19 protein-coding genes are annotated in these 19,589 nt (G+C 39.6%); 12 read left to right on the forward strand and 7 right to left on the reverse strand.

What is annotated here, in order from left to right; translation table 11 throughout:
- Window positions 1-48: 48 nt before the first annotated feature.
- A complete protein-coding gene (locus ACUXV0_RS17795; protein ID WP_446190931.1) occupies window positions 49-669 on the reverse strand; it encodes a lysoplasmalogenase in 621 nt (206 codons plus the stop codon).
- A gap of 2 nt (window positions 670-671) precedes the next feature.
- Complete coding sequence (locus ACUXV0_RS17800) at window positions 672-1,205, reverse strand: 5' nucleotidase, NT5C type (RefSeq protein WP_446190932.1); 534 nt, start codon at window positions 1,203-1,205, stop codon at window positions 672-674.
- Window positions 1,206-1,335: 130 nt separating this feature from the next.
- Here ACUXV0_RS17800 and nadD point away from each other — a divergent pair, with 130 nt between their 5' ends.
- The gene (gene nadD / locus ACUXV0_RS17805) at window positions 1,336-1,908 is read left to right on the forward strand and encodes a nicotinate (nicotinamide) nucleotide adenylyltransferase (RefSeq protein WP_446190933.1); all 573 of its coding nucleotides are present in this window, start codon (window positions 1,336-1,338) and stop codon (window positions 1,906-1,908) included.
- Here the strand turns inward: nadD and ACUXV0_RS17810 are convergent.
- Window positions 1,880-2,650, reverse strand: coding sequence for a type III pantothenate kinase (locus tag ACUXV0_RS17810; protein ID WP_446190934.1), 771 nt, complete (start codon window positions 2,648-2,650; stop codon window positions 1,880-1,882). The two genes, nadD and ACUXV0_RS17810, sit on opposite strands and share 29 nt — an antisense overlap.
- Window positions 2,651-2,814: 164 nt before the next feature.
- On the opposite strand from ACUXV0_RS17810, the gene ACUXV0_RS17815 reads away from it, so the two are divergent.
- From ACUXV0_RS17815 to porU2, 8 genes are all read left to right on the forward strand, one after another.
- Window positions 2,815-3,354, forward strand: coding sequence for a YceD family protein (locus ACUXV0_RS17815; RefSeq protein WP_446190935.1), 540 nt, complete (start codon window positions 2,815-2,817; stop codon window positions 3,352-3,354).
- 22 nt (window positions 3,355-3,376) lie between these two features.
- Window positions 3,377-3,562, forward strand: coding sequence for a 50S ribosomal protein L32 (gene rpmF / locus ACUXV0_RS17820; RefSeq protein ID WP_446190936.1), 186 nt, complete (start codon window positions 3,377-3,379; stop codon window positions 3,560-3,562).
- A gap of 44 nt (window positions 3,563-3,606) precedes the next feature.
- Entirely contained in the window at window positions 3,607-4,548 is a 942-nt protein-coding gene (plsX, locus tag ACUXV0_RS17825; protein ID WP_446190937.1) for a phosphate acyltransferase PlsX, read from the forward strand.
- Window positions 4,549-4,581: 33 nt separating this feature from the next.
- The gene (locus ACUXV0_RS17830) at window positions 4,582-5,568 is read left to right on the forward strand and encodes a beta-ketoacyl-ACP synthase III (RefSeq protein ID WP_446190938.1); all 987 of its coding nucleotides are present in this window, start codon (window positions 4,582-4,584) and stop codon (window positions 5,566-5,568) included.
- Window positions 5,569-5,592: 24 nt separating this feature from the next.
- A complete protein-coding gene (gene efp / locus ACUXV0_RS17835) occupies window positions 5,593-6,162 on the forward strand; it encodes an elongation factor P (RefSeq protein ID WP_446190939.1) in 570 nt (189 codons plus the stop codon).
- Between the two features lie 92 nt (window positions 6,163-6,254).
- Window positions 6,255-6,737, forward strand: coding sequence for an acetyl-CoA carboxylase biotin carboxyl carrier protein (accB, locus tag ACUXV0_RS17840; protein ID WP_446190940.1), 483 nt, complete (start codon window positions 6,255-6,257; stop codon window positions 6,735-6,737).
- 22 nt (window positions 6,738-6,759) lie between these two features.
- The gene (gene accC, locus ACUXV0_RS17845; RefSeq protein ID WP_446190941.1) at window positions 6,760-8,103 is read left to right on the forward strand and encodes an acetyl-CoA carboxylase biotin carboxylase subunit; all 1,344 of its coding nucleotides are present in this window, start codon (window positions 6,760-6,762) and stop codon (window positions 8,101-8,103) included.
- Window positions 8,104-8,154: 51 nt separating this feature from the next.
- On the forward strand, window positions 8,155-11,346 hold the full coding sequence (porU2, locus tag ACUXV0_RS17850) for a putative type IX secretion system sortase PorU2 (RefSeq protein WP_446190942.1): 3,192 nt from the start codon (window positions 8,155-8,157) through the stop codon (window positions 11,344-11,346).
- Here the strand turns inward: porU2 and ACUXV0_RS17855 are convergent.
- Together ACUXV0_RS17855 and ACUXV0_RS17860 are read right to left on the reverse strand one after the other, a co-directional pair.
- Window positions 11,343-12,002: a hypothetical protein gene (locus ACUXV0_RS17855; RefSeq protein WP_446190943.1), complete on the reverse strand. Its 660-nt coding sequence runs from the start codon at window positions 12,000-12,002 to the stop codon at window positions 11,343-11,345. The two genes, porU2 and ACUXV0_RS17855, sit on opposite strands and share 4 nt — an antisense overlap.
- A complete protein-coding gene (locus ACUXV0_RS17860) occupies window positions 11,975-13,654 on the reverse strand; it encodes an asparagine synthase-related protein (protein ID WP_446190944.1) in 1,680 nt (559 codons plus the stop codon). Before ACUXV0_RS17860 ends, ACUXV0_RS17855 begins: the two co-directional genes overlap by 28 nt.
- A 207-nt stretch (window positions 13,655-13,861) precedes the next feature.
- Between ACUXV0_RS17860 and ACUXV0_RS17865 the strand changes: the two genes are divergently transcribed.
- Window positions 13,862-16,189, forward strand: coding sequence for an ATP-dependent helicase (locus ACUXV0_RS17865; protein ID WP_446190945.1), 2,328 nt, complete (start codon window positions 13,862-13,864; stop codon window positions 16,187-16,189).
- A 718-nt stretch (window positions 16,190-16,907) separates the two neighbouring features.
- Here ACUXV0_RS17865 and ACUXV0_RS17870 read toward each other — a convergent pair.
- A complete protein-coding gene (locus ACUXV0_RS17870) occupies window positions 16,908-17,624 on the reverse strand; it encodes a pyridoxine 5'-phosphate synthase (RefSeq protein ID WP_446190946.1) in 717 nt (238 codons plus the stop codon).
- A gap of 75 nt (window positions 17,625-17,699) precedes the next feature.
- On the opposite strand from ACUXV0_RS17870, the gene ACUXV0_RS17875 reads away from it, so the two are divergent.
- Together ACUXV0_RS17875 and ACUXV0_RS17880 are read left to right on the forward strand one after the other, a co-directional pair.
- Window positions 17,700-18,155 (forward strand): GatB/YqeY domain-containing protein, encoded by a 456-nt coding sequence (locus ACUXV0_RS17875; RefSeq protein ID WP_446190947.1) that lies wholly within the window; start codon window positions 17,700-17,702, stop codon window positions 18,153-18,155.
- A gap of 61 nt (window positions 18,156-18,216) precedes the next feature.
- Entirely contained in the window at window positions 18,217-18,762 is a 546-nt protein-coding gene (locus ACUXV0_RS17880) for a CvpA family protein (RefSeq protein ID WP_446190948.1), read from the forward strand.
- Between the two features lie 58 nt (window positions 18,763-18,820).
- On the opposite strand, the gene ACUXV0_RS17885 is transcribed toward ACUXV0_RS17880, so the two are convergent.
- Complete coding sequence (locus tag ACUXV0_RS17885; protein ID WP_446190949.1) at window positions 18,821-19,528, reverse strand: zinc metallopeptidase; 708 nt, start codon at window positions 19,526-19,528, stop codon at window positions 18,821-18,823.
- Window positions 19,529-19,589: the final 61 nt, after the last annotated feature.

A 19,589-nucleotide genomic window follows, 5' to 3' on the forward strand; every position in this document is an offset into this window, starting at 1 on the left:
TAATTAAGCTAAATAGCTGAACGGCAAATACTTAATTCTGGATGAGATTTACTCCTCTAAAATGCCCTTTACGATTAAATATTGCCCCAGACCATAAGTAGTCATTATCCATAAAGGAGGATAGGGGATATCTTTATTGAACGTGTTCAGAGCGATACAGGCGTCTGAGAGCATAAAAAGCAAAGCTCCTGTTAAAACAAAGACAAAACTCTGTTGATTTATATTTCTGGCTGAGGCTAAAAAGACCATGATAATTATAGCTGAAATGTAAACGTAAACAGGCAATTGCATTACCTCAGGTAAAGAATCTCCAAGAATAAGGACAGTGAAGATTAACCCAAAAGAGACAAGCGGTAAAAGCGGTAACCATCTTCCTGAGAACTTTTTATAAAACTTTAAACTGTAGGTCAGGTGAGCGATTAAAAATGAGCCAAGACCCATGAGAAAGAACTGTTGCCCTTCAAACATCAGAAAGATGTCTCCCAGCCATGAGAATAAAAGAGCAATAAATAATAAATTAGACTTTTCTGAGGCACTTTTCCAATAATAAAGAGCCAGTAGAGGCATTAAGAGTGGCTTGGTGATTATTCTAAGGCTGTCTATCTCCAAAGTAGCCACTGTAATATTGAAGATTAAGAAAGCAAAGTAAGCAACAACAGTAGGTTTCATATCTACAATAATTCAACTGCCACATCTTTCCAGCTTTTGACACGCTGGTACCACTCTAATTTGTGATTATGCATGGCGTGAAAAAGGAGGCATTGACCTTTAAAAACAGAGAGGTTTTTGTCATGATCATCTATCATGATGTCGCCTTTGATTATTGATTTATCACCACAGAGAACCCTGTTTTTCCAGTGAATATATGGGAAATGTTCATCAAGCCATTCTGATTTTTCTTTCAAAGAGTTCGGAAACTCCATAGCTGCTGAAACAACGAAAAGGTCATATTTTTCATGTAGTTCTTTAATGACCTCTTTGGCTCCAGTCATCACTGAAAGATTTCTGAAAAAACCAGGTTCGTGAAGTTTGCTACGCAACTCATCCACGTAATTAGCCTTTAGTTCCTCATTCCAAATATCTTGCTCAAGTAGGTCGCTTTTTTGATAGCTTGTTTTGAAGTGTTTATTATATAAATCAATAATGGCCCCTCCGGTGTCTGCCATCACATCATCCATATCAATGATAAGTCGCTGTTTGCTCATGCAATATTTTGTTTTCTTAAAGGTATTGGTAGTAAATGGGATTCAAAAGCCTGCGGCATTAAGTCTTTTGTTTTTCGGATTTCTACAATCTATTTGTCAATTTTGACTCCTCAAAAACGATTAGCTTTCTATGAAGATCGGACTCTTCTTTGGTTCTTTTAATCCTATACACATGGGGCATCTTATCATTGGTAATACCATGGCGTATAATACTGACCTCGATGAGGTTTGGTACGTAGTTTCACCTCAAAACCCTTTTAAAAAGAACAAGAGTTTGCTTCATGAGTTTGATCGTTATGAGATTGTAAAGAGAGCTATTGCGGATAATTTTAAGCTGAAAGTTTCAGATGTAGAGTTTACGATGCCCAAGCCAAGTTATACGATCGACACTCTAACAGTCTTGTCTGAAAAGTATCCTCAACATGAGTTTGTATTAATAATGGGTGAGGATAATCTTGTGCAGTTTAAGAAATGGAAGAATTATGATAAAATTCTGGAGTATTATCAATTATATGTTTACCCCAGACCCAATACCGAAGTACATGATTTCAAAGACCACCCAAAAGTAAAATTTGAAGAGGCTCCTTTACTTGATATTTCTGCTACCTATATAAGAAAGGCAATTCGTGAACGAAAATCTATCCGTTATATGGTCAAAGAGGAGGTTGAAAAACTTATTGAGTTGAAAGGGTACTACCTATAATATGAAGCCCTTTTAAGGTGAGGTCAATGTCTATTTCGTCAAACACATCTTTCAGGCCCGGTAATATGGATGAAAGTCCTCCCGTAGCATATACCCTGACTGAGTCTTCATTCATTTCAGACTTGAAATTTTCTATTAGCCCCTTCACCAAGCCTTCATAACCAAGAAGAACGCCTGATTGGATAGATTGAATAGTATTACGGCCGATGGCTGACTTTGGAATTTCCAGAGGAACTATAGGTAATTGTGCCGTTTTAGAGAAAAGAGAGTTTATTGCCGTTTTAAGGCCAGGGCAAATCGACACCCCCATTATTTCACCAGAAGAATTTACTGCGGTAAAAGTCAGGGCAGTTCCGAAATCAACAATAATACATGCGGAATTACTTTTAAAGTATGCGGCTGCAGCATTTGTATATAAATCACTACCCAGTTCTTCCGGATTTTCAATGTCTACTTTTAGAGCTGGTAGTAAATTAGGTTTTACTTCGAATAAATCTTCTTTATTTATTTCATAGAAAATGTCTCGAATAATGGGACTCAACTCTGGAACCACAGAGCTCAGTACTTTAACTCCCAGTTTCTCTGGAGATAAGTTATTTTCTAAAAGATAATCTACCAGCTTCATCTGGAAAAAGACCTTTGATTCATCTCTTTTGGAAGGGATTCTGAAACTGTGCGTAAGTGTATCGTTTTCGAAAATCCCAATGACGATATCTGTATTCCCTATGTCTGCTACAAGCATTTATCTAAAGTTTTTCCGAAATTAGTCAAAATTAGGCCAGACTGGATAGTGTTGATTCATAGAATTAGCCTGTTGATAGTGTTTTTAGTTGTCTGTCTAAATATTCGGTCAAAGTTTTAGTATGAATAAAAAAGGTTGTAAATTTGCAGCCTTTCTGACAAAAGGTGAAAAAGTACTTAGCTCAATACGAGATAAATATACTGGGGCTTGACGAGAAAAAGCATCAGTTTGACTTCGAAGGAGGTAAGGAGTTTTTTGAGTCTTTTGATCAGGATATCATCGAAAACGGTGAGTTTAAGTTAGATCTTGAACTTGATAAGTCCGCTACCATGATGAGGCTTCACTTTGATATTACAGGTTCTCTAGAGCTTGTGTGTGATAGGAGCTTAGAGGTTTTTGAAGAGCCAATTGAGATTGCTGAAAAGTACATTTATAAGTTTGGTGACAGAAACGAAGTGGTTTCAGAAGATGTTGAGATTATCCCTTTTGGGGCAAGTGAGATCAACATCGCTCATCTGATTTTTGATTTTATAGGTTTGGCTGTTCCAATGAAAAAGCTTCACCCTAAGTTCAGAGATGAAGATGAATACGACGAAATGATTTACTCAGATACTATTGAAGAGAAAATCACGAAGTCTGAAGAAGAAACGGAAGAGTCTGACCCTAGATGGGAAGCTCTGAAGGCATTAAAAAAGAAATTGTAACAATTTAAATTAATAGGTAGAGATGGCACATCCGAAACGAAAAATTTCGAAAACCAGAAGAGATAAGCGTAGAACTCACGATAATCTTTCTACTAAAGCCCTTTCTGTAGATGCAACTACAGGTGAAATTCACGTGCGTCACAAAGCTCACGTTTACGAGGGTAACCTTTATTATAAAGGTAAATTAGTAGTAGAAGACTATAAGTAAGTATCTTGTCTTCTGGTAAGACAGAAATTAGATTTTAATAGCCTATGAATATAGCATTAGATGCTATGGGTGGTGATTTTGCCCCCAAAGTTGCCGTAGAAGGTGCATTGTTAGCTCTTGAGGAGCTTTCAGACAAAACTTCTGTTACTTTGGTAGGTAAAGAAAATGAAATCAAATCTTTGTTAGAAGGGGTAGACTACCCCACAGAAAGACTTAAGATTCAACACGCAGAGGAGGTTGTAGGAATGCACGAGCATCCTGCAAAATCTTTCTCTCAAAAACCTGATTCGAGTATATCAGTCGGGTTTAAATTATTGAAATCAAAAGAAGCGAATGCCTTTTGTAGTGCGGGTAACACCGGATCTATGATGGTTCATTCGCTTTTTGTTTTGAAAACATACGGAGGTATTCAGCGTCCGCCTATTGCGGGCTTCTTTCCTTTGAGAAACGGGAAGTTTAATATTATGCTGGATATCGGTGCAAATGCAGATTGTAAGCCTGAGTTACTTCAGCAGTTTGCAGAGCTCGGCTCCATTTATGCCAGTTTAACACTAGATATTGCGAAGCCCAGAGTGGCTTTACTTAATATCGGTGAAGAAGAAACCAAGGGCTCTCAAGTAGCCCAGGCCACTTATCAACTTCTAAAAGTTGATAAGAAAATCAATTTCGTTGGGAATATTGAAGGGCGTGACCTTTTTGAAGATAAAGCCGACGTTGTAGTGACCGAAGGCTTTACCGGAAACGTGATCTTTAAAATGGGTGAATCGCTATACGAATACGCTAATTCTCAGTCAATTGACGATCACCTGATTAATCGAATGAACTACGAAGTAGTAGGTGGAAGTCCTATTATCGGTGTGAAGGGAAATGTGATTGTTGGGCATGGTATTTCTTCGGCTTTGGCTATAAAGAATATGATTTTACTTGCAGAAAGGCAGGTAGATTCAGGAGTTAATGCTAAAATTGCAGATGTTTTTGGTGAATAATCACCAATATACTTTTGAAGCTAAAACCTATTTATGAGTATTAATGCAGCCATCACGGGAGTAAACGCTTATCTCCCGGACGATGTTCTAACCAACGCTGACCTAGAAAAAATTGTCGAAACTAACGACGAGTGGATCACCTCCAGAACAGGAATCAAAGAAAGAAGAATACTTAAAAATGATGACTTAGGAACTTCTTACATGGCAGCTGAAGCCGTGAAAGGTTTGCTTAAGAAAACTAATACAAAGCCAGAGGAAGTTGATTTGGTGATTGTGGCTACGGTTACGCCAGATTACTTTTTCCCTTCCACAGCAAATCTCGTTTGTACACAGGTTGGCATTCCAACCATCGGTAGTTTTGATATTCTGGCGGCCTGCTCGGGATTCATCTATGCTTTATCAACGGGGAGTCAGTTTATTGAATCTGGTAAGTACAAAAAAGTAATAGTGGTAGGAGCAGATAAGATGTCTTCTATCATTGACTGGAAAGACAGAACTACTTGTATTCTTTTTGGTGATGGTGCCGGTGCTGTCATGTTAGAGCCTAGCACTGATGGTCATGGACTGCTTGACTTTAGAATGCATTCTGATGGAACTGGTGAAAATCATCTTATCATGAAAGGTGGCGGTAGCCGTTTTCCTGCCTCACACGATACGGTAGATAATAGACTTCACTATATCAGACAAGAGGGTCAAGCCGTATTTAAGTTCGCGGTTACGAAAATGGCCGATACAGCCGAAGATATCATGACCGCTAATAATTTAACCGGTGATGATATTGCATACCTAGTACCTCACCAGGCCAATAAACGTATTATTGATGCTACGGCAAGAAGAATGGGCGTGGGGCAAGACAAAGTAATGCTGAATATCAATAAGTATGGGAATACTACAGCAGCTACTATTCCTTTATGCTTGTTTGATTACGAATCTAAGCTTAAGAAAGGTGATAATCTTATCCTTGCTGCCTTTGGTGGAGGTTTTACCTGGGGATCTGCCTACTTGAAGTGGGCTTATTAATTGTAAATAATTTTCATTCTATATATGGCAACTACTGCAGACTTTAGAAACGGATTGGTTATTGAATACAATAATGACCTTTACATCATTACTGAGTTTCAGCATGTAAAGCCGGGCAAAGGTCCTGCTTTTGTAAGAACCAAGCTAAAGAATATTAAAACCGGAAGAGTACTTGATAATACCTTCACCGCGGGTGTTAACGTAAACACTGCACGTGTGGAGCGTCATCAATTTCAGTATATCTTTAATGACGATATCGGATACCATTTCATGAATAATGAAACGTATGAGCAGATTAATCTACCACAAGAAATGGTACCTGCCAATGACCTTTTAAAAGAAGGCCAGACGGTAGATATTCTGATTCATGCAGAAGAAGAAACTCCACTTATCGTTGAAATGCCGATGTACGTAGAGCTTCGTGTAACATACACAGAGCCAGGCGTTAAAGGTGATACTGCAAATAATCCATCGAAACCGGCTACGGTTGAAACAGGTGCTACTATAAAGGTGCCTTTGTTTATTGAAAACGATGAATTGATTAAGGTAAATACCAATACCTACGAATACGATTCAAGAGTTAAAGAGAAATAGATTTAGTCGCCTTTAGAGGCGACTATCTTTTTTTGAGGGCTCGCTTATCTTTATACCTTTGTAAGACTCTAATTACATATCCTTTTTAGAAAATGGAAACAAAAGACATTCAGAAATTAATCGATTATATTTCAAAGTCTGACCTTGACGAGATCAACATTGAAACTGCAGATCTCAAATTGAATATTAAGAGAAATGTAGCACCTACAGTGGTGCAAAGTGCTGCACCGGCAGCTCCTGCTCCTGTACCAGCTCCAGTAGCTGCAGCACCGGCACCTGCCGCTGCTCCTGCTGCACCAGTACCGGCTCCCGTAGCAGAAGAAGTACCTTCAAATCTTATTGAAGTGAAGTCTCCGATGATCGGAACATTCTACAGAGCCGCTGGTCCTGATAAGCCTAATTTCAAAGAAATAGGTGATTCTGTAGCTGAAGGTGATGTGATTTGTATTGTAGAAGCTATGAAGCTTTTCAATGAAATCGAATCAGAAGTGAAAGGTAAGATCGTGAAGATCTTAGTAGATGACGCTACTCCTGTAGAATTTGACCAGCCATTATTCCTGGTTGACCCGTCTTAATTTCTCACATTAAAGACTAATTATGTTTAAGAAAATATTGATAGCAAACCGCGGGGAAATTGCTCTCAGAATCATGCGTACATGTCGTGAGATGGGCATTAAGACCGTTGCAGTTTACTCTACAGCAGATAAGGACAGTCTTCATGTTCGTTTTGCAGATGAAGCTGTTTGCATCGGTCCTCCTCAGAGTATAAAATCATATTTAAATATCCCGAATATTCTTTCTGCTGCTGAGATTACGAATGCAGATGCGATTCACCCGGGGTATGGATTCTTATCTGAGAATGCAGAATTCTCAAAGATTTGTGAAGACTACGGTATCAAGTTTATTGGTGCTTCTGCAGAGCAAATCAATAAAATGGGGGATAAGGCTACAGCCAAAGATACCATGAAAAAGGCAGGTGTGCCTGTAATTCCAGGTTCTGAGGGTCTTTTAGATTCTGTAGAACAAGGTCAAAAACTAGCTAAAGAAATTGGTTACCCTGTGATAATTAAAGCTACTGCCGGTGGTGGTGGTAGAGGAATGAGAATCATCAAAGAAGAATCTCAATTCCAGAAAATGTGGGATGACGCCAAAATGGAATCAGGAGCGGCTTTCGGGAACGACGGTCTGTATCTTGAGAAATTTGTGGAGGAGCCAAGACACATTGAAATCCAGATTGTTGGTGATCAGGATGGGAAAGTTTGTCACCTATCAGAGCGTGATTGCTCTATTCAACGTAGACACCAAAAGCTTGTGGAAGAAACTCCATCGCCTATCGTTTCAGATGAATTGAGAACGCGTATGGGGGAAGCGGCTATTGCAGGTGCAGCAGCCATAAAATATGAAGGTGCAGGTACTATCGAGTTCCTTGTAGATAAGCATGGAGAATTCTACTTCATGGAAATGAATACCAGAATTCAGGTAGAGCATCCGATTACTGAGGAAGTTACTGATTTTGATCTGATCAAAGAGCAGATTAAAGTGGCAGCTGGTATACCAATCTCAGGCAAATCTTACTTCCCGAAGAAATACTCAATGGAGTGTAGAATTAATGCTGAAGATCCGAAAAATGGTTTCAGACCTTCGCCTGGTACTATCAAGTCAATGCACTTCCCTGGTGGGCACGGTGTTCGTGTAGACAGCCACGTGTATTCTGGCTATACCATACCTCCTAATTATGATTCAATGATCGCCAAGGTAATTGTCACAGCTCAGAGCCGTGAAGAGGTGATTGTGAGAATGAAAAGAGCATTGGAAGAGTTTTATATTGAGGGAATCAAAACCACGATCCCATTCCATTTAAAACTCATGGATGATGAGACATTCAGGTCGGGCCAGTTTACGACGGCCTTCTTAGAGACCTTCGATTTTTCAGATTTATAGTCAAAGGGTTGCGTTTGCAACCCTTTTTCATTTTAAATTCGTATCAATAACATGAGTACCTTGATACGATATAGCTTACTTACACTTCTTTTTTGTGTTCAGGTTGCCATTTCACAAGCTATACCTGCCGATTCTTGGATTAAGAATGGGCAAGATTACCTCAAAGTAACTCTTGATAAGGATGGTATGTATGCCATTAGCGGAGCCGAACTCTTGGGTGCCGGTTGGGAAATTGGTCAGATAAAACCTGAGAATCTTCAACTTTACTTTTTAGGTCAGGAAATATCCATTCAGTTGGAAGGTACTGAAGATGGATCTTTTGATGCCTCAGATAAAATTGTCTTCTACGGTCAAAGAAATAAAGGTTTTTTGGATAGCCTTGTTTACAGACCTACTTCGCAAAGGATGAATTCTAACCATTCACTCTTTAGTGACGAATCTGCCTATTTTTTAACAGTTGGAAACGTTCAGGGAAAGCGAATGGAGCTTATGGAAAATCAAGCTTCAAATGAACTTAGTTTTGTTAAAGGAAAGGTTACTGTAGTTCAGTCAGATCAGTATTCTTTTAATAATAGTATTGGGCTTTTACCTAACCTTCAGCAGAGCTATTACGAAATAGGAGAAGGTTGGTCCGGACAATTTTTGAGTGCGGACTCTTCGCAAATTTCCAGAATAGTTCAACTACCTAATTTAGCCAAAGGCACGGAGAAAGAGATTCAACTACGATTACAATTAAATGGTCGCTCCAGAAATAATCATGTGATTGGTTTTCAGGTAAATGGGCAGCCTTTGGATTCATCAAGGTTTGGTGATTTTGAGCCTTTTGTCTTAGAATATACTGTTCCGGAGAATTCCATAAATGATGATGAAGTTGTTCTGGATTTTTTTCCAAAAAGCCAAACGGAGTTTGACTGGTTCTCAATAACATCAATTGAGATATCTTACCCAAAGAGCATGACTAGCTCATTGAGTAATGCAGTGCTTTATACATTTGATAGTGGTAAGCTAATTGAAGGGACTAGGACTATTTATGATATTACAAATCCTTATGAGATTGGTTATTTATCAGGTAGCACTTTAGCTGCAAATAAGAGCTATTTTGTAGATCCTACAGAATTAAGTCCTAAGTCTTTAGAGGCAGTTCAATTTACAGAGCCAGACCAGCAAGCTAATTACTATATACTCACTAGTCCAATTTTACAGGAAGGTGCAGAAGAGTACGCAGATTACCGTTCTAGTCAACAAGGAGGAGCATATCAAACACAAATTATTTATCCGCAGGAGCTTTACGACAGATATACTTATGGTCTTAGAAATCCGGAGGCTATTAGAAGGTTTGCCGATCGTGTTTTGGATAATGCTACAGCGACCAAATTCCTGTTTTTACTCGGAAGGCCAGTTACCTTTCCTGATGTGCTGAAAGTATGGGAAGACCGTGATTTAGTACCGTCATATGGATACCCGGGCTCAGACGCACTATTGACTGCCGGGGAAGGTCAGCGGGAGAATATTCAGAGAATGGCCACGGGACGATTAAATGTCACAGCTAACAGTGAGATCAGAGATTACCTTAATAAAGTCAAGGAAACAGAACAAGCTCCAATAGCTCAATCATGGAAAAAGGATTTCCTGCATTTGAGCGGAGGTAAAACAGCTTTTGAAATCACTTCTCTTGCCAATATGCTGAAAAGTATTGAGGATCAGGCTGGAGAACATTTGCTGGGAGCAGATATAGAAGTCTTTCGTAAAAAGACTTTTGACGAGGTAGAGCCAATTGATATTTCTGAAGAAGTGAATAAGGGTATTGGCTTACTTACCTTTGCAGGTCACGGCTCGGCCAATGTTTTAGACTTAAATATAGGTTACTGTTCTGATCCTGAATTAGGCTTTGCCAATAAAGGGAAGTACCCTGTTATGTATTTCAATGGCTGTGGTGTGGGTAATGTCTTCTATCGCTATGACCCTCTAACCACTGACTGGCTTTTGACTCCTGATAAGGGAGCTATTGCTGTTTTTGCCAATTCTTTTTGGAGTTACCTTTTTCCGACTCAGGTTTTCCTCAATAATTTTTATGAAAAGCTGTTTGTCGATGACGAGAGTTCAAAATTGACGTTAGGTGAAATACACATCAAAATTAATGAAGATTTAAGTCTGTTACAGACCAATGATTACATCAGAGCCAATATGCATCAGGTGGTTTTGCAAGGAGACCCTGCAATACGCTTCTTCCCAGTGGCCGAGCCAGATTATGAGGTGAGTAATCTGGCCTTAAAAACTACAGATGTCTCAAAACCTCTAGCTGAAAACGAGAGAGTATTGATAGAGGCAGATCTCAATAACCTGGGGCGATATGATAGCTTGGCAAAGGTAGATGTTACGATTACCGTGCAAACTACGGCAGGTACAGAATCATATAAAGATGTGCTTTCTGTACCAAAGAGAGGATCAAAAATAGCAATAGAAGTACCAGTAAATGGTGACTTGCAAAATGTTACGATTGACCTCAACCCAGAGAATAAAAACCTGGAAAGTAATGAAGAGAATAACATTTTAGAATTTCAAATAGAGGATTGGTCTGAAATAGGAGCCGGCACGAGTTATCCTGCAAATCTGATTCCTGATGAAGTGGCTCCTTTAGTGCAAGTTAATTTCGATGGTCGATTACTTGAAAATGGTGATTATGTAAGTTCTAATGCCACAGTTTCTATTCTGCTAACAGATGAGAATGGACTAGAGGTAAATGAAGGTTTAGTTTCTGTTTACTTGTCTTCAGATGACGGTCGCATATTCTCAGAATTATCTACGGACTCCTTTAGTCAATTAGATCTCAATCAGATTTTAGCCGAATTACAACTTAATCTAAGTCCGGGCGAATATGTTTTACAAGTGAAAGCTCAGGATCTGTCTGGCAATCAATTAAGTAGGCCATATGAGATTTCTTTTTTGGTTTCCGCAAATCGAGAGAATAGCTCATTGGTTGTAGGGCCTAATCCGCTTAGGAGAGGTGCCGATTCTTATGCTTTTTTACAGATTGTTGGTCAGGATAATCCTAAGGAGGTGATCAGCAAAATTGTCAATAGCCAAGGAAAAGTGCTGGAAGAAAATGAGGTAAACGCCGTTATTGGTAAAAATGTTTTGGGTATTGCTGCTGAAAATTTGCCAGCAGGGGTCTACTTTTATCAAGTTCAAATGACCTGGTCAGATGAGATGAAAGAGTTGACCCAGAAGTTTGTAGTTCATTAGTTTTCGACCCCGTGGGTGGTCAATCTCCACACTATACTATTCCCTGAGTCTATTTCGCCACTGCCTATGCATTCTTCGGTACTTTGGCAGTATTCTACCTCTGTGTACTCACGATAAATTGGACCGAAACCATTCGCGTAAACGGTATAGACTAAATCTTTATGTATGAGTGAAGAATCAGCTTTTTCGTAAACTGAGATATGATCTGGATATGAATCAAAGTCTTGAATTCTTTCCGCAATTTGAAGTATGCTTTCTCCTTGATTATTGAATAAGTTTTTATCCCACTGTTCACCGATCTGAGCACCTTTCACTAAGACTAACTCGGCTAATCCATCAGTAGTTTTTATAACTCGATTGTTACTGATTTCCAGGTTTCCATTGGCTTGAAACTCCCAATTATCGGTTGGAGAATCTCTCTTATACTGCTGTAATTTAAAAGTATTTTGCCCGTTGGCTGTCAGAACTTCCCTTATCATGTACTCAAATACGATGGGCTCTTGTGTAACAGAATACTGTATTTCTTTTACCTCATATTCCCAAAATGCTCCATCTGCCACAGGGTAATAGTCTGATGGCTCTGTGTTTTCAATTGAGGGCTTTGTGCAGCTGAGTAAAACGCCGCTTATCAGGAAGAATAAAATGTATCTAGCCATATAGCAAGATAGAAAACTCTGATACATTCCAGAATAGTTTTATTTCTGTTTTTTGCTTCAGTCTCTTCAGACAGTAGATCATCAAGTAATTGATCAAAGGAAGATCGACTTACATAGTTCCAGATTTTATGGTCTTTTTGAAGCTGATCTCTCAATTCAGAGGAGAGTTGGATTAGACAGTTCAGTGCAAAACCAGTGAATGCTGCTTTGGTAGAACGATTTCTTACAATTTCTGGCAAAATACCCTTCATTGACTCGCGAAGAGTACCCCTCAATTGCCCCTCGGCATAATTTATTTCGTTTTCTATCTCTGCGGAAGTATAAACTACCTGTTTATTGAGAAAGGGATAAGCTGAGGTTAATCCATGGTGTTTTCCCAATGTTTCTAGAATCTCAAGACTATGAATACTTAAACCGCTATGGCAGCTTTCCAGAATACGATCCAACTTAGAGTTCGCCTTAACTTTTGCCAGAGGAGTTTTTATTTCTTCTGCATGAGTTTTTAGTCGTAATTCTTGATCCTTTGTGTTTGAGCTTAACTTATTGAATAGAAACTTGAATAATACTTTCTTGTCTACTTCTTTGATGAGTAGCAATTGGATAAGCTGTAAAAGCTTATTGCCTTCCAATTGATGCCGAATGAACTGTATGAAATACCCTTCAAAATCAATAGGTCTGCTTTGATTTTGATAGTTTTTGTAAAGCTCTTCCTTCAGCTCAAAGAAGTTTCGTCTTTTAAAAAGATCATTGAGATAAGCTCGCCCAGTCTCCACTACATTATCACCTCCATGACCGGAAAGAAGTAGTTTGGCTTTCAGGTTTTTGGCTATTTTGAAAATCGGTAGGAAAATGGTACACGGAACCACCATTTGCTCGGGTTGACAAGTTAGTTTGATAGTAAGCCTAAGATCATTAAGGAAGTTGTCAGAGGCTTTCACCTGATGAAGATCAAAGTCATTTTCCACAGAAACGGCATGAGCATAGTTGGATTCACTAGCTTCTGTTATTCCTGCATCAAAATAAATTCCGTTGAGTTCTTTATCTGTTTGCTGAGCAATGACACTGCAAATACTCGAGCTATCTAAGCCGCCGCTTAAATTGGCCGCCAGATTTTGGTGAGCATGAGTAAGCTCTTTAACAGAGGAAATGAACGCAGCCTTAAATCTCTCTGAGTGACTTTTACTTTGATTAATTTGAGGATTAGTATCAAAAAAGGTTTTGCTGCTGCCATTCATGTTAAACTCCGCTTTTTGCCCTGGCAAAACTCTGTAAATGCCCTCAAAAAAGGTTTCTTCGTTAACAGCTCCGGTAGTATCCAGCAGCTTGAGGTATTCCTGAATCTTGGCTTTATTGGGCTCAGGTGTTTGGGATTGACAGCAGAGCACTGAAAAGTAGTCGTTTGAGGCAACTAATAAATCGTTTTTAAAGCTGTAAAATAATGGCTTTAATCCAAAAGTATCACGATAGAGCTCGGCTGTAAATCGCATTTTATGGAGATAAACTCCAGAAAAACCACCTTTGAGATTCTTTAGAGAGTCAATATTGACAATCTTCTGTTTAGGGAAACTACACATGAGCCATGAGTCGGTAGGGAAGTTCTTAAATTCTGCCCCTATGCTAAACTGAAGGTAGGTTTGTCCATTGCTTAGCAATTTAAAGCCCAGTTGATTGGCTAGTTGCTGGAATTCGGGTGCTTCAATCAGAGGCTTGCCGAATTGCTGTATGTGAAGAAACTTTGAAATACGCTTCGTTTTAGCAGTGGTAAGTTATTTATTTTCCATCGAAAACCACTCCATGTCCTTATCTTTGTAAGATATCGAATGGCAGAAATTTGCCAATAGTGCTGAATCAATACTGAAGTGAATTACCTTAAAGAACTTAACCCTCCACAATACCAAGCCGTAACCCACCCAAAAGGCCCCTTGATGATTATCGCCGGTGCTGGTTCAGGTAAAACCAGGGTGCTAACGTACAGAATAGCCTGGTTAATAGATCAGGGAATTGACCCGTTCAATATTCTGTCTTTGACCTTTACCAATAAGGCGGCTGAAGAGATGCGTCATCGTATCGAAAAGATTATTGGGCCTGACGCCAGAAATCTATGGATGGGAACCTTCCACTCAGTATTTGCCAAGATTCTTAGATTTGAAGGAAAGGTTTTAGGTTATACCTCAAACTTCTCTATCTATGACACTGATGATTCAAAGTCATTGATAAAGACCATTATCAAAGAGTTTGGCCTAGATGATAAAACATATAAGCCCAATTACGTCTTAAACAGGATTTCGAATGCCAAGAACTCTTTAGTGTCTTGGGAGATGTATAATGAAAATCCGGTTTTCAGAGAGGAAGATGCTGGAGCCAGAATGCCTGAAATTGGTCGTATTTACCGTACGTATGCTCAGCGTTGTTTTGCGGCTAATGCCATGGACTTTGATGATTTATTATACAATACGAATATCCTTTTCAGAGACCACCTGGATATCTTAAATAAGTATCAGCACAAGTTTAAGCATGTTTTGGTGGATGAGTTTCAGGATACCAACGTATCTCAATATCTGATCACACGTAAGCTGGCGGCGGTGCATCAAAACATCTGTGTGGTAGGTGATGATGCTCAAAGTATTTACGCCTTCCGTGGTGCCAATATTCAGAACATTCTGAACTTCAAAAAGGACTACCCTGAGTTAGTTACTGTAAAACTTGAACAGAATTACCGTTCTACTCAAAACATAGTCAATGCGGCCAATTCATTAATTAAAAAGAATAAAGATCAATTGGAGAAAAATGTATTCTCTGAGAACGATGAGGGCAAAAAGATAGAAGTTCTGAAGTCTGCTACAGATAATGAAGAGGGTAGAGCTATCGCCAATATGATCTATGAGGAAAAGGTACGAGAGGGTTTAACCAACAGCGATTTTGCGATTCTCTACAGAACAAATGCTCAATCAAGGGCTTTTGAAGAAGCTTTACGTAAGCTCAATATCAAGTATCGTATTATTGGTGGATTATCGTTTTATCAAAGACGCGAAATCAAAGACTTATTGGCTTATCTCCGTTTTACGGTCAATCAGCAAGATGAAGAGGCTTTTAAACGAATCATAAACCTGCCAAAAAGAGGAATTGGGGCCCAAACGGTAGCTAAGATAGTCGTTGCTGCCAATGAGCATAAGATCAGTGTCTGGGAGGTCGTTAGTCATATCAAGCAATATATTTCAGGTAGGGCTGCCAATGCCATTGAAGCTTTTGCTCAGCTTATTCAAAGCTTTATCATAGAGCTGGAAAGTGGGAAAGATGCTCATGAAATGGCAACTCATATTGCAAAAACCACAGGTATACTGCGAGAATTATATGCAGATAAAACGGTGGAGGGTTTAGCTCGATATGAGAATATTCAAGAGTTATTAAACTCTATCAAGCAGTTTACTGACAATGAAGAAATAGACGATAAGTCGCTTCCGGCATTCCTACAGACAGTTTCGCTACTTACCACTGCCGACCAGGAAGATGAGGATGGCGACTCAGACAGGGTGACCATGATGACTATTCATGGTTCCAAAGGTCTGGAGTTTAAACATGTGTTTGTAGTAGGCTTAGAAGAAAACCTATTCCCTTCGCAAATGATGCTGAATAATCGAGCAGATCTGGAAGAGGAACGTCGATTGTTTTATGTGGCTATTACACGAGCAGAGCAAGACCTGACTTTGAGCTATGCAGAATCACGCTATAACTGGGGGCGATTAACTTACTGTGAGCCTAGTCGTTTCTTGTTAGAAATTGATGAACAGTTCCTGAATATGCCTAAGGCCTCCAGGCCTGTTAGAAAGAGTTTCTCAGATGATTCAGATGTAATCAGCTCTTTTGGTGGTGGAATGAGAAAGAGTAATTTTCAAAGTACTTCAAAATCTGCCCCACCGCCGCCTTCTCCAAAACAGCGAGTACTCAACAATCTCAAACCAGTTAAGACGGCAAAGCCTGCACCTGAACATAAGCCTTCCGGTAATTTTGTGCCCTCAAACCCTTCTGAACTAAAAGCGGGGATTAAAGTTGAGCACCCGAAGTTTGGCTTCGGTAAAATCACCAAAATGGATATGATGGGAAGTAGCCACAAAGCTACCGTTGCCTTTGAAAACCATGGTGAAAAAACCTTATTGCTGAGTTTTGCGAAGTTGAGGGTGGTGGAGTAGCCTCTCGAACTTTCGTGGCACGACTAGCCACTGAAGCAGACTGGTCGTGCTTCGAATAACTATGGAATATGTCTTTGTTTTTAAATCGTAGCACCACCTTTTTCAAGCGAGCTTAGTGATGCCACGATGAATTGATGTTTCGTGACATGACTAACCACCGTAGTAGATGGGTCGTGCCTCGAATAATATATGTAATAGTTCCTAGCTCTTAAATCGTAGCACCACCTTTTTCTAACGAGTTTAGTGGTGCCACGATAATCTGTTGTTTCGTGGCTTGACTAACCACCGAAAAAGATGGGTCGTGCCTCGAATAATCTATGTAATAGTTCCTCGGTTTTAAATCGTAGCACCACCTTTTTCCAGCAAGCTTAGTGATGCCACGATGAATTGATGTTTCGTGGCATGACTAACCACGGAAGTAGATGGGTCGTGCCTCGAATAATCTTCGGTTTGAATCTTCGCTCGTAAATCGTAGCACCACGATAATCTATTGTTTCGTGGTTCGACTAACCACGGAAGCAGACGGGTCGTGCCTCGAATAATCTATGGAATAGTTCATCGCTTTTAAATCGTAGCACCACTCTTTATCCTAGCGAGCTTAGTGGTGCCACGATGATAATGTAAATTAAGTCTGAAAATTCAGAAAATATTGAAAATAATATAAGTACAGAAAATACTATTGTTATTGTCTAGATTGTATTTTCTGATTGTTTGAAAATTACTGTAACTGTCTCAAATACATCTGAATCGTATTCTCAAGACCCAGATAGAGAGCATCAGAAATAAGAGCATGGCCAATGGAGACTTCCATTAATCCGGGAATATTCTGGTGGAAATAGGCAAGATTGTCAAGGCTCAGGTCGTGCCCGGCATTTAATCCTAGTCCTAGTTCATTGGCTTTTACAGCGGCTTTCACAAATGGCTCTATGGCCTTTTCTTTATTCTCTTTGTAATCCGTAGCGTAGGCCTCCGTGTATAATTCTATTCTGTCAGTTCCCGTTTCAGCTGCACCTTCTACCATTTTTACATCAGGATCTACAAAAATGGAGACTCGAATTCCTTCAGATTGGAATTGACCGATGAGTTCTTTAAGCAAGCTTTTGTTTGTGATGGTATCCCAACCAGCATTACTGGTGATGGCTCCAAGTTTATCCGGTACTAAAGTCACTTGAGTAGGCTTATTCGCCATAACCACTTCCATAAATCTTCCTTCGGTAGGGTTACCCTCTATATTATACTCAGTGGTGACTACCTCTTTGAGGTCATAAACATCCTGATATCTGATATGACGCTCATCTGGTCTTGGATGTATAGTAATACCCTCTGCACCAAAGCGTTCACAGTCTTTTGCTACTTGAATAAGGTCTGGTACATTACCGCCACGGGAGTTTCTGAGAGTCGCTATTTTATTGATATTGACAGATAATTTCGTCATTTTTGTTCGTTCAATTTTAACAAAATTACACCACAGAAGCCGTAATGGTTCGGTGTAGGACAAAAAACGAAACACATGTCATTAAAAACAACGATTGATGCCGACATTAAGGCGGCAATGCTGGCGAAGGATAAAGTGAAGCTTTTGGCTTTAAGAGATATTAAAAAAGTGATTTTGCTGGAGGAAACTGCAGCAGGTAAAGGCGGAGAGTTAACAGAAGCAGATGAAATGAGAATCTTACAAAAGGCTGTAAAGCAACGTAAGGACTCAGCTGAAATTTATAAGCAGCAAAATCGTGAAGATCTTTTGGAAAAAGAACAGGCGGAAATAGACGTGATATCAGTCTACCTTCCGAAAGCCATGAGTGAAGATGAATTAAAAGAAGCCTTGACAGCCATTATTGCTAAAGTAGGAGCTTCTGCTCCTTCAGATATGGGCAAGGTCATGGGTGCGGCTACTAAAGAATTGGCTGGTAAGGCCGACGGTAAAGCCATTTCAACAATGGTAAAAAGCCTTTTGGCCAATTCATAATATCAATTAAAGTCTGCCTCTATGGCAGACTTTTTTAGCTTTCCTATAAACTCCTACCTCATTGAATTCGATTGACATTCTTTTATTGATCCCTATAGTAATGGGAGCTTATACAGGCTTTAAACGAGGCCTGTTAGTAGAGGTTATTGGAATTCTTGCTCTCATCATTGCCATAGTTTTTGGCTTTAGATATCTCGGTTTGGGCATGGACCTTATCGGTGAGTTTACTGGTGTGGATATGTCTGGTAAGGTGATGCCTTATCTTTCTTTTCTACTGATATTTTTCCCCACCATCTTCTTTGTCAATAAACTAGGTTGGGCTTTTCGTAAGGCTTTACGATTGACATTTCTGGGAACTATGGATGGAATTGCCGGTGCGGCTTTAGGAGCTTTCTTGTGGTTCTTTGGTCTGAGTTCTCTGCTATGGTTAGCCTCAACGGTAGGCTTAGGCCTTCCTCAAAATCTCATTGCAGAATCAGAGGTGTACCCAATCCTTGAGGATTTTGCACCGAATATCCTTGAAAGACTACGTGGTGTTCTACCTTCTGCAGGTGAGATTTTTGATAAATTTAATGAGCTAAAGGAGGAAGCCCTCAGCAAAAACTAAATTAAAAAAGCCCGTTAACCAATGGCTAACGAGCTTTATGAAGTCTTTTTGAAAACGTTTAGTCATCACCTCTGCCAAGGAAAATCATAACGTAGTAGGCAAGGTTTGCTACTGCAGCTAAAGCTCCTACCACGTAGGTCATAGCAGCCCACTTTAAGGCGTCTTTTGCCATGCCATGTTCTTGTTGGTTAACCACGTTACGAGCCTCCATCCAGTTAAGAGCACGCTTACTGGCGTCAAACTCTACAGGTAACGTAATCAAAGAGAAAGCCGTAATTGCAACGTTTGCAACAATCAAAGCAATCAATAACATATTACCAATAGCCGAACCCTGAGAGATCATATAAAAACCACCCATGAATAAGAACATATTCATCATACCCATCATTCTGGAAGCCAGGCTTACTGCCGGCACCATTGCCGAACGCATTTTCAATGCGGCATATGCGGTGGCATGCTGTACGGCATGACCTACTTCGTGAGAGGCCACAGCAGCTGCAGCAGCACTTCTGCCGTGATATACATCGGTACTTAGGTTCACCGTTCTGTTTTGAGGATTATAATGATCAGTCAATTGACCGTTTACCTGAGTGATTTTGACATCATAAATGCCATTATCGTTAAGCATTTTTTGAGCAATCTCCGCTCCACTCAAACCATTTCTCAAGCCTATCTTTGAGTATTTTTTGAATTTACTTTTCAGCCTGTTGGATACGATCCAACTGATTCCCATGAATACCACGCTGATTAATATGATTCCGTTCATTTCTTTATTTAGTTCTTATGTGTTTCTATTCTTTAGACGATTTCTACTGTTAACGTCACTC

Source organism: Jiulongibacter sp. NS-SX5, assembly GCF_052828545.1.

Bases quoted from the DNA above. Each gene is read 5' to 3' on its own strand.
- efp (WP_446190939.1), top strand. From the start codon at position 5,593: ATGGCAACTACTGCAGACTTTAGAAACGGATTGGTTATTGAATACAAT.
- rpmF (WP_446190936.1), top strand. From the start codon at position 3,377: ATGGCACATCCGAAACGAAAAATTTCGAAAACCAGAAGAGATAAGCGT.
- ACUXV0_RS17870 (WP_446190946.1), bottom strand. From the start codon at position 17,624: ATGACGAAATTATCTGTCAATATCAATAAAATAGCGACTCTCAGAAAC.
- ACUXV0_RS17875 (WP_446190947.1), top strand. From the start codon at position 17,700: ATGTCATTAAAAACAACGATTGATGCCGACATTAAGGCGGCAATGCTG.
- ACUXV0_RS17830 (WP_446190938.1), top strand. From the start codon at position 4,582: ATGAGTATTAATGCAGCCATCACGGGAGTAAACGCTTATCTCCCGGAC.
- accB (WP_446190940.1), top strand. From the start codon at position 6,255: ATGGAAACAAAAGACATTCAGAAATTAATCGATTATATTTCAAAGTCT.
- ACUXV0_RS17795 (WP_446190931.1), bottom strand. From the start codon at position 669: ATGAAACCTACTGTTGTTGCTTACTTTGCTTTCTTAATCTTCAATATT.
- nadD (WP_446190933.1), top strand. From the start codon at position 1,336: ATGAAGATCGGACTCTTCTTTGGTTCTTTTAATCCTATACACATGGGG.
- porU2 (WP_446190942.1), top strand. From the start codon at position 8,155: ATGAGTACCTTGATACGATATAGCTTACTTACACTTCTTTTTTGTGTT.
- ACUXV0_RS17800 (WP_446190932.1), bottom strand. From the start codon at position 1,205: ATGAGCAAACAGCGACTTATCATTGATATGGATGATGTGATGGCAGAC.
- ACUXV0_RS17810 (WP_446190934.1), bottom strand. From the start codon at position 2,650: ATGCTTGTAGCAGACATAGGGAATACAGATATCGTCATTGGGATTTTC.
- accC (WP_446190941.1), top strand. From the start codon at position 6,760: ATGTTTAAGAAAATATTGATAGCAAACCGCGGGGAAATTGCTCTCAGA.
- ACUXV0_RS17855 (WP_446190943.1), bottom strand. From the start codon at position 12,002: ATGGCTAGATACATTTTATTCTTCCTGATAAGCGGCGTTTTACTCAGC.
- ACUXV0_RS17885 (WP_446190949.1), bottom strand. From the start codon at position 19,528: ATGAACGGAATCATATTAATCAGCGTGGTATTCATGGGAATCAGTTGG.
- plsX (WP_446190937.1), top strand. From the start codon at position 3,607: ATGAATATAGCATTAGATGCTATGGGTGGTGATTTTGCCCCCAAAGTT.